Source organism: Thermogutta sp., from assembly GCF_014359955.1.
Classification (GTDB): Bacteria; Planctomycetota; Planctomycetia; order Pirellulales; family Thermoguttaceae; genus Thermogutta.
Genome location: NZ_JACIYL010000229.1, coordinates 1 through 5,722 on the forward strand (window position 1 = coordinate 1; position 5,722 = coordinate 5,722).

The window sequence follows — 5,722 nt, forward strand, 5'->3', positions numbered from 1 at the left end:
CCGGAGGTGTGGCCGTGAAATTCGACCCGCAAAACGCACACAGCGTTCTGGGTCAACTTCGATACGGCCTGATCCATCCCTATCCAACTTCCGAAAGCCGGTCTCCACTGCCGAGCATTCTGAGAGTACCAAAACACCCGACCGTAGATTCCGGATGAGTCCCGACGCGCCCAGCGATAAGGATCTTCAGTGGTTGCTTGGCCTTGACAATCGGGTTATCTAAGGTGACTGTCGCGACCTCCTCAGGTACCGTTGGTTCGGAGGACACTCCTGCAACCAGCGGGGAATCGCGCTGGTCACCGCGACACCTGCCGGCGACGGCCACATCATGTCGCAAGCCTCAGACCAGTGCCCGCCAGAACCATCCAGTACAGCCATCAATCAGAAGTTGCGCGTTGCGTCGTTTCTCGCTCCGCCCGACAAATAGGGCAGCGAGCCTCCTCCACGTGATACCGCACGTCGCGCAAGCTCACATCATCTGGATTGGCAAAATAGGCCGCCAGTCGCTCCGGGCTGGGGCACATCGCGCCCAGTTCCGCGATGACCCACCGCACCACGTCGCCCAGGGTCTTCAATTCCGGTGCTTTACTTTCGCCTTCTTTCATGATTGACTTTTCACAGAAATTTACTGCCCTCCATACAAGGTGAGAAAAACGGAGCGTTCGACATCTCGTTCCGTAACGCGCTGTCGTACCCATTCCCGAGCCTGGTGAAGCCACTGGTGAACACTCGCCGGAGGCACTCCCATGGCCTCGGCAATCTGGGCTGGACTTTGACCATGCAATGCCCGTTCATACGCCTCTTTGATCGCCAATCGCTGGGGTCTTTTTTCGCACCAGCGGCAGAATTCCGCCAGGACATCGCTGAGGAGAAGCCCCTGCCGGCGACGCCGTTCCTGCTCGATGGCATGTGTCGCCGGGGATGGTCCACTATCTTCTGGTTCGATCTTCTCGGGCATTTCCGAATCGGCGTCTTTTCTCATCGTGAGGCTGAAAAAAACCCGCCGCTCCATTGACCGCAGACGATCGATGGCGCGACTGCGGACAAGCATCCGCAACCAGCTTTCGGAGTTTCTCGGAGCCTGAAAATCCGATGCCGGGACCTTCGTCTGGAGTTCCAGCCAGATCTCCTGAAGCAGGTCGTCCACGTCGTGCACCAGGCGGGGAAAGGCTGTCCTGGCGAACCGTGCCAGCGCGGGCCGACAGCGCATAAATACATCGAGGAGTTCAGCCCCGTCCGTCACCCATCACCTCCCCAAAGAGTAGTTCTCGTCGTCGCAACTAACATTGGCGAAAGACCACCGTCACCTGTTCGGGTTGGCTTGGCTCGGCCATCATCCGTCCCAAGCGCTCCGCCTCATCCCACTGGGCGTTGATAACAAGCCGACTGGGCAGATACAGGCAGCGATCGCTCGCAATCCATGTGACCCCGGGGATCTCAGCCCAGGCCGAGCCACCCTCAACATCCCAGTGTAAGCCCTCTTTCTCCCACCGCAAGATGAGGGCCTGACAGGGAAGGTCGCCACGAATGATATGGGCCGGTGCGTAAGGGCGAACCAGAAGTTCGTCCACCAAAAAAACGGCTCGCTTCAGTGTATCACCGGTGCCGGGAACCACCACACTCCCCGTGGAATCGGGGAGCGCCTCCCAGACGGCAGTCAAGGAACCGCCGACGGGTAACCGAAACCGCCAGCGACATCTGTCCTCACCCAATTGCACCACGTTACCATCCGCCAGTCGGCACACATCGCGCACTGTGTGACCATCAACTTTGACAAGACAGGGCTCCCCGTATTTATCACGACATGCCACGAGCTGCCAGCCCGATTTGTCCCGCAGGAGCGCTGCATGGCGACGATGAATGCGCCCCAAAATGGGCAAGTCGACTTCTTCCCGAGCCGCGCCCAGCACGATTTCCTGGCCCAGCAGAATCATACCCACCCCTTCCATCAGGATCCTTTCTGAGCGACCCCGTACTGGCCTGCCCCGGTCCCCTGCTACGCGAGTGCCTCGGGCGGCCAAACGGGCCAGCTCCGCGGCAAGCCGCTTGATCTGTGGTGCCTCGGGTGCAATCTGCCGAGCCGTTTCCCAGTGATGCCGGGCAAGCCCTTCGTCCCCCTGCCCGACGGCCTCCTCGCAAGCTTGGACCGCCGCCCCGAACCGCCGTTCGCTAAGCCGAATTTCCTCGATTGCCGTCGCTACTTCCCGCCCACCTTGCGTCTCCCATCTGGCCAGCAGCTCCAACGCCAAAGCAAATTCGCCGCTGCGTGCCAGCCGTCTGGCCTCACTCACCTGCTCGCGGACTTTTGCCTGTTCCTCAAGCCGGCGTTCCTCCTCCCGCTTTTTTTCAGCCAATGCCTGCATAGCGCGGTTTTGCAATGCCAGGGCATCGCCCTCCAAAGTGACGCACCGGCCGGCCACTTCAAGAGTTTTCGCGACAAGTTCCCACTGGCCCATCTCAGCCTCGCGGGTAGCCCGAGCCACAAGATTCTGTCCTACTTCCACCAGCAAATGCCGAACCGCTCGGTGCTCCCGGTTTTTCGATGTCAGCAGAACGCGCGCCGCCTCTTCCAGTTGGCCCTGCCGCAGGTAGTCGCGTGCAGCCTTGCATTCCAGTGGATCGAGCCAGCCCATCGCAGATTTACCCTATCAACCAAGGAGCCACAAAGCAGTGATCCAGATCGCCGATGCCACGCAAGCCAGGAGCAGCATGACCATTGTGACGATCAACCCGCGATAATAACCCCGCGTCATCCGGTCGAGCCCCACCATGGCCACCACCGCCAGAACCGCGCTGGCAATCGTTCCTGCCAATGCGAGGAGCCGTTTCTGCCAGTACCACGCCCGATAAGCTTTCAACCGGGCCGACCACTCGCTGAGCACAGAATAGGGGATCGTCACAGTGATTTCCTGCTCTGCAGTCCAGCCATAGTCTTTGACGTCGGAAGTTTTCGTCACCTCTTGAGTCACGCCCGGCTGAGATGTGAGCCAGGCCCACTCCGTCATCACAGCCGACGATGACAGCTCAGCCCCCGCAAGTTCCCGCGCCATCTGACGGAGGACCTTGATGCGATTCTCGGTCGCTACTCGCTCCGCTTCACTTTCGGCATCCGCCTGCGTCAGCCCCACACATCGCCCGGTAGTAATCACCAGTTGCCGCCCATCCGTCCGGGAGGATTTTTTCCCCTGGATAGGACGCGCGATATTTTGCTCGCCCTTGCCCGACGCTTCCACCGGAATCTCATCGCCGATCGCGACACCGACCAGAAACATCGGGCACCACAACGAGAGGACGAACAAAACAGCCTTGCCGCTGGCCATGGCGTTCCTCCCAAAGTTGTTTTATTTCGGAAAATCGGGCGACAGGGAACGCTCCTCTCGATCCCTGCCGCCCTCTGGACACTCACTCATCCAGTTTCACGTGCCCTGATTGACCTCCGCAGGCTTGTCGGCTTGATCTCCAAACATCGCGTCGAACCGCTCGGTGACCGGCCGGTCATCTACTTCCACAGGAATCTCACCCTGCGGATTCTGTTCGTGCTCAAGCATCCGCTGGGCCACCCGAATCCGCGTCTCGATCTCCTTCGCGAGTTCCTTCGCCCGCCCCAGCCGGGATTGATCGATCGCCACAGTTCCGACGGCCTGGCTTGCCTCCAGGGCCTTCAACTGGCCTGCCAGCGATTCGGCTTTGAGCTTGAGCTGGTCGTATTGCTGACGATAGGCGTCCACCTTTTTCTTGGCATTCTCCAGGTGACGCTGTCGCTCCGCCAGAAGTTGTTTTTTCGCCTCCAAATCAGCCTGGCGTATCTGATAGTTGTCCATACGCCGGGCAAGGTCCGCCTCCACCTCGCTCCGTTTATACACCTGTCCGGCGAATTGGTATTCGGATTTCCCCTGCCCCAGGGCCTCTCGCAGCTTTTTCATCTCGGCAAAGGCCTGCGCCTGCTCCTGTTCGATCCGTGCGATGTCTTGCTCAAGATTTTCCGTTTCCACTTCCAGTTGGGCGACCACCTGCATGTTACGCCGGATCTCGGGTTCCAGGTCCTTCAATTCGCCGTTGAGGCGTTCGAGGTCAAACGCAATCGGAGTCGCCTCGCGAATGCCCTGCCCAACCTTCCGCCAACCGGTCTTGATGTAGCTCCACGTTGTGGCAACGCCCAAACTTCCCACCACCAGGATTCCCACTCCCGCCACAATCCACCACGGTGTCTTGACTTGCAACATGGCTCACACTCCTCTTCTGATTAGCAACCAATTCGAGATCACAAAAACCCTCTTCGCCATCCTTGCCCATCATTTGGTCGTCCTCCGTCTATCCTAATTGACGAACGACTGACCCGAATCTTGGAAAGAATTTTTTGGAGATTTCGCCACAAATCACTTGACATATTCGCGTAGTCTCATTTTACCTGCGTGGAAACGCCAGTCCATCGTATCCCAGCCGTGAGAGCCGAGCTCCCTCGGGAGTCGTAAGGTAAATTCACGAATTCCCCCTTCGGATGCCTTGCGACGCAATGTGCGGGGACAATGGGTGAACGTCACATGCGGACTTCGCGTTGCCGCGAGAGAACAACGAAACTATATTCACTCAGATAGCGCGCCTCGCAGGACCTTTCGTTGCTCTGAGTTGTCGGCAGCGGAGTTCGATGGTCGGACGAGTTCGGTACTGGTGCCGAACCCTCGCACAGGACCAAGGTTATGGACGAGAAGTCTTTTTTCGTGTTACGACATCGCAAAGCGATCCTATTCATTTCCGCTGCCCTGTGCGCTGCAGGAATCTATTGCGCCTACCACATGCCATCCGCCGTGTTTCCCCAAACTGATTTTCCTCGCGTGGTCATTCTTATTGACAACGGTGTTATGCCGGCGGATGAAGTGATGGCGATGATCACCCGGCCAGTGGAAGAGGCCATGAAGAACATTCCTGGCACGGTTAACATCCGTTCCACAACAGGTCGGGGCTCCGCGGATATCAGCGTATTTTTCGACTGGTCCACGGACATGGAACGGGCGGAACTATACGTACTAGGGTGACTCGCCCAGATCCGCAGTCAATTACCGCCCTCGGCCGAGTTCTCCGTGCATCGCTTGACGTTTTCCGCTTTTCCGATCTTGGGCGTCAGCCTGACGGGTACCAGGCTCAACGTGATGCAGCCCTGGGAAATCGCGCGTTATGAACTCAGTCCCCGGCTGCTGCGAATACCGGGCGTGGCACAGGTCAAAATTGTGGGGGGCGTCAGCCTGAATATCACGTGCTGGTTGATACAGTGAAGCTGCAGGCGCTGCACCTGACTTTGAAAGAAGTCGTGGACGCCCTGGCAAATACGAACGAGCTTATCTCCAGTGGCATGCACGAGGAGAACCGGCAGCTCTATCTGACCGTGCTGGATAATCGGGTGCGGCAGCCCAAAGACTTGGGAGAGGTGGTCCTGGCCTGGCGGGACGGTAGTCCTGTTTATCTGCGGGAGGTGGCTGACGTGCGGCTTGGGGAGGCCCCCCAGTTCAACGTGGTTACCGCAGACGGCCGGCCTGCGGTGCTGATGAATATTTAGACACTATTCGAGAACGTTCCTGGCCGGTTATGTCGCTCCCATTCGATGCAAGCGCCTGAACCAGAACAGGGCACAAGCCAATTGGATGATACCCAGATAGTTGAATGAATGCTTGTCGTAGCGGACCAGGATCGCGCGGCACTTGGAAAGCCATGGCATCAGTCGCTCGAC

The 5,722-nt window shown here is 58.5% G+C and carries 8 protein-coding genes and 1 pseudogene; 3 read left to right on the forward strand and 6 right to left on the reverse strand.

The window, feature by feature from the left end:
- Positions 1-377: 377 nt before the first annotated feature.
- The 5 genes from H5U08_RS08795 to H5U08_RS08815 all read right to left on the reverse strand — a co-directional run bounded on the left by H5U08_RS08795 (position 378) and on the right by H5U08_RS08815 (position 4,223).
- Positions 378-605, reverse strand: coding sequence for a hypothetical protein (locus H5U08_RS08795; protein WP_297032246.1), 228 nt, complete (start codon positions 603-605; stop codon positions 378-380).
- A 20-nt stretch (positions 606-625) separates the two neighbouring features.
- Positions 626-1,243: a sigma-70 family RNA polymerase sigma factor gene (locus H5U08_RS08800; RefSeq protein WP_297032248.1), complete on the reverse strand. Its 618-nt coding sequence runs from the start codon at positions 1,241-1,243 to the stop codon at positions 626-628.
- A 37-nt stretch (positions 1,244-1,280) separates the two neighbouring features.
- A complete protein-coding gene (locus tag H5U08_RS08805) occupies positions 1,281-2,633 on the reverse strand; it encodes an FHA domain-containing protein (RefSeq protein ID WP_297032250.1) in 1,353 nt (450 codons plus the stop codon).
- A gap of 15 nt (positions 2,634-2,648) precedes the next feature.
- Positions 2,649-3,320: a hypothetical protein gene (locus H5U08_RS08810; RefSeq protein ID WP_297032252.1), complete on the reverse strand. Its 672-nt coding sequence runs from the start codon at positions 3,318-3,320 to the stop codon at positions 2,649-2,651.
- A 96-nt stretch (positions 3,321-3,416) separates the two neighbouring features.
- Positions 3,417-4,223 (reverse strand): hypothetical protein, encoded by an 807-nt coding sequence (locus H5U08_RS08815; RefSeq protein WP_297032254.1) that lies wholly within the window; start codon positions 4,221-4,223, stop codon positions 3,417-3,419.
- A gap of 474 nt (positions 4,224-4,697) precedes the next feature.
- Between H5U08_RS08815 and H5U08_RS08820 the strand changes: the two genes are divergently transcribed.
- Genes H5U08_RS08820 through H5U08_RS08830 form a run of 3 tightly spaced genes read left to right on the forward strand, consistent with a single transcriptional unit; the run spans position 4,698 to position 5,551 of the window.
- The gene (locus tag H5U08_RS08820) at positions 4,698-5,033 is read left to right on the forward strand and encodes an efflux RND transporter permease subunit (RefSeq protein ID WP_297032256.1); all 336 of its coding nucleotides are present in this window, start codon (positions 4,698-4,700) and stop codon (positions 5,031-5,033) included.
- A gap of 45 nt (positions 5,034-5,078) precedes the next feature.
- Entirely contained in the window at positions 5,079-5,270 is a 192-nt protein-coding gene (locus H5U08_RS08825) for a hypothetical protein (protein WP_297032257.1), read from the forward strand.
- Positions 5,252-5,551: an efflux RND transporter permease subunit gene (locus tag H5U08_RS08830; protein ID WP_297032259.1), complete on the forward strand. Its 300-nt coding sequence runs from the start codon at positions 5,252-5,254 to the stop codon at positions 5,549-5,551. Before H5U08_RS08825 ends, H5U08_RS08830 begins: the two co-directional genes overlap by 19 nt.
- A gap of 27 nt (positions 5,552-5,578) precedes the next feature.
- On the opposite strand, the pseudogene H5U08_RS08835 reads toward H5U08_RS08830, so the two are convergent.
- Positions 5,579-5,722, reverse strand: a pseudogene (locus tag H5U08_RS08835) (IS5/IS1182 family transposase); the annotation flags it as partial.